At 40.7% G+C, this 2476-nt stretch carries 2 protein-coding genes and 1 pseudogene; 1 reads left to right on the forward strand and 2 read right to left on the reverse strand.

Features of this window, described 5'->3' with window-relative positions:
• Positions 1-60: 60 nt before the first annotated feature.
• The gene (locus PX484_RS21390; protein WP_288105422.1) at positions 61-651 is read right to left on the reverse strand and encodes a Uma2 family endonuclease; all 591 of its coding nucleotides are present in this window, start codon (positions 649-651) and stop codon (positions 61-63) included.
• A gap of 586 nt (positions 652-1237) precedes the next feature.
• Positions 1238-1732, reverse strand: coding sequence for a hypothetical protein (locus PX484_RS21395; protein ID WP_002801393.1), 495 nt, complete (start codon positions 1730-1732; stop codon positions 1238-1240).
• 364 nt (positions 1733-2096) lie between these two features.
• Here PX484_RS21395 and PX484_RS21400 point away from each other — a divergent pair.
• Positions 2097-2476 (forward strand): annotated as a pseudogene (locus tag PX484_RS21400) (hypothetical protein); the annotation flags it as partial.

Genomic DNA, 2476 nt, shown 5'->3' on the forward strand with positions numbered 1-2476 from the left:
ATTAACCCCTCTGGGTGCAAGGGTTTTAGTGTCATGAAACCTTAAAATGAGAATTGCTGGTCATGTTGATTCAATAATTTTTATCACTGCTCTAAATTCTCGCAGTGCTTGAGCATGATTTTCTATACCAATACAACGCATCAATAAACCTACATCTAAACTCGGTAAAAGTTGCGATTTACTAACAGCTTTATATCCCTCATTTCCTAAACTATAAAACAATAACTCATCATTCATCCAAAACCAAACTTCAGGAATTTGTAACCGTTTGTATGCTTCTAGTTTATTAATTCCTCCACTACTAACAACCACCTCAATAACTAAATCAGGATGTTTTCTATTTGCTCCCAATTCATAAGATTCATCACCTTCTCTTTTAACCTTTTCAAATTCATTTTCTAAGGTGACAGAACCAGTAGGAGTAAAATCTAATCCCAAAAATTCTAAATAAATTTCTACTAAGGAAGCAATACGTTTTTTGATAGTTTCGTGTTTTTTCCCTGGCATTTTTCTAATCTCCAAAACTCCATCTAAAAAAGATAACTTTAACCCTGGGCGATCGATTAGCTGTTCAACAGCTTTAAATTCTCTCCAGGTTAAGTCACTAATTAAAATTGGTTCTGCTTCTCGTTCGATAAGTGTAGTTATCATAATTTAAACCCAAATCTAGAGAGTTAATTTTGCTCAACATGATATCATATAAAAACAGATTAAGTGGGTAGGCGTTAAAAATTATCAGATGCCCCCCTTATCAAGGGGGATCCCCCCGCCTATCGGCACCCCCCTTATCAAGGGGGGCAGGGGGGATCGGCACCCCCCTTATCAAGGGGGGCAGGGGGGATCGAACCTAAAATCCATTTTTAATTTATTAATTATAACCAGCTACTTATCATGAAAAATATCAGAGTCTGACAAACCCCCCTTAATCATACCATAGCCAGTAAACCTTTTGAGAATACCAAATCATCAGACTTCTTGTAAAAATCAAAAATTGTTGTTAGGGTTAGAAGTCAGTAGCCAGTAGTCGGTCGTCAGGAGAATTAAGAATGAATAAAAATCAATTAAGTGGTCTATTTACATATTTTATGCAATTTAATCCTTATTTTTGACGTTTTTGAACCCTCAAAAATCAACTATGCAAGAGATATTATCTAAATTACTTGTTAATACTGCACACTTAAAACTCAAATCTGATAACTGATAACTGATAACTGATAACTGATAACTGATAACTGTCTTACTCGGCCTTTACCAAACCCTGAGAGCGAATACAGGCCAGTTCCCAGCGACAATCGGGATTAACTTCCACTGGTTTGAGTCGGGCCCAGATTTCGCCTTGAGCATCGGCATAAAAACTATCGATAATAGCGGCAATACGAGTACCGAAAGGTTCGGTAATCAGGACAGAATCGGTCAGATTAAATACTTCGCCATTAGCTCCCGTCGCTTTTTCGATGACGGGAATTTCTGCTTTGGGAATTGGTTTTCGGAATGGAGGAGCCGAATCGAAACGGGGACGGAGAGGAGATTTTATCTCGCTACTGACTGATTTTACCGTTTCCTCGGCTGGTTTTTCCTCGATGATTTCTGGAGGAGTTTCTGGAGGTTTGGGGGGTACTGCAGCCCTAGAACCCTTTTTAATAATTTGTAGAGGTTGTAGGGGAGGAGTGGTTTTAATTGGCTCTTCGGGAGGTTCAGGGGTGCTAGGGGTTTTCTTCGGGGGACGTGGCATGATACGACAAGGAAAATAAAAACTATAGGATTATTGAAGCACATCGAGCCGCTAACCCGCTCGACCGCTGCTTGTGTCAATTTTGCTGTGGCTAATTCTTCCCTGGATCCAGGCCAGATACCCCGCACTATAGCTATCTAGGAATTAGTCGATTCCCCTCTCTCCCCAACTTATTGAAAAAATTTCTCATTAAGTATTGACAACAATTCCTAATAAGCTTATAGTTATTTATAGTGTTCTCCTCTCAAGGATCGGCAGTGGAACCGCGCGGCAGTCTCTAACAATGCGGTTCCCATTTTTTTTTGGAACGATAGAAGGCTTTTAACGTCTCTAAACTTCTAGGTTTCCTCATCCTTTGGCTTTTATGAACGATAATTCCGACCTGTACCTCGATCATCTCACCCATGCGGATACTGTCATTACTGCTGAAATTGTCGAGCATGAGAGTCAATCAACAGATGAGACAGATTGGGCAGCTCTATCCTCTCATTTACGTCAACAAAATCAAGAATTACAAGCGGAGATCTGGCGACGGGAGCAAGCTCTCGGGGAACTGCGATCGCAGTTAGCCGAGCAACATCGTCGCTGGCAAAGTTGCGATACCCTAATCCAGCAGCAAAACGAGGAACTGCAATACGAAAAGCAACAATTACAGCGAGCTTTAGGAGAAATCGAACAGTATCGTCAAGCAGAACAACGGCAACCGATGATTATTGCCAATTTGACCGCAGAATTGACCCGCAC

The organism is Microcystis sp. M49636_WE2, assembly GCF_030065375.1.
GTDB lineage: Bacteria > Cyanobacteriota > Cyanobacteriia > Cyanobacteriales > Microcystaceae > Microcystis > Microcystis aeruginosa_C.

Coding starts and splice junctions, on each gene's coding strand:
- PX484_RS21395 (WP_002801393.1), bottom strand. CDS start 1,732: ATGCCACGTCCCCCGAAGAAAACCCCTAGCACCCCTGAACCTCCCGAA.
- PX484_RS21390 (WP_288105422.1), bottom strand. CDS start 651: ATGATAACTACACTTATCGAACGAGAAGCAGAACCAATTTTAATTAGT.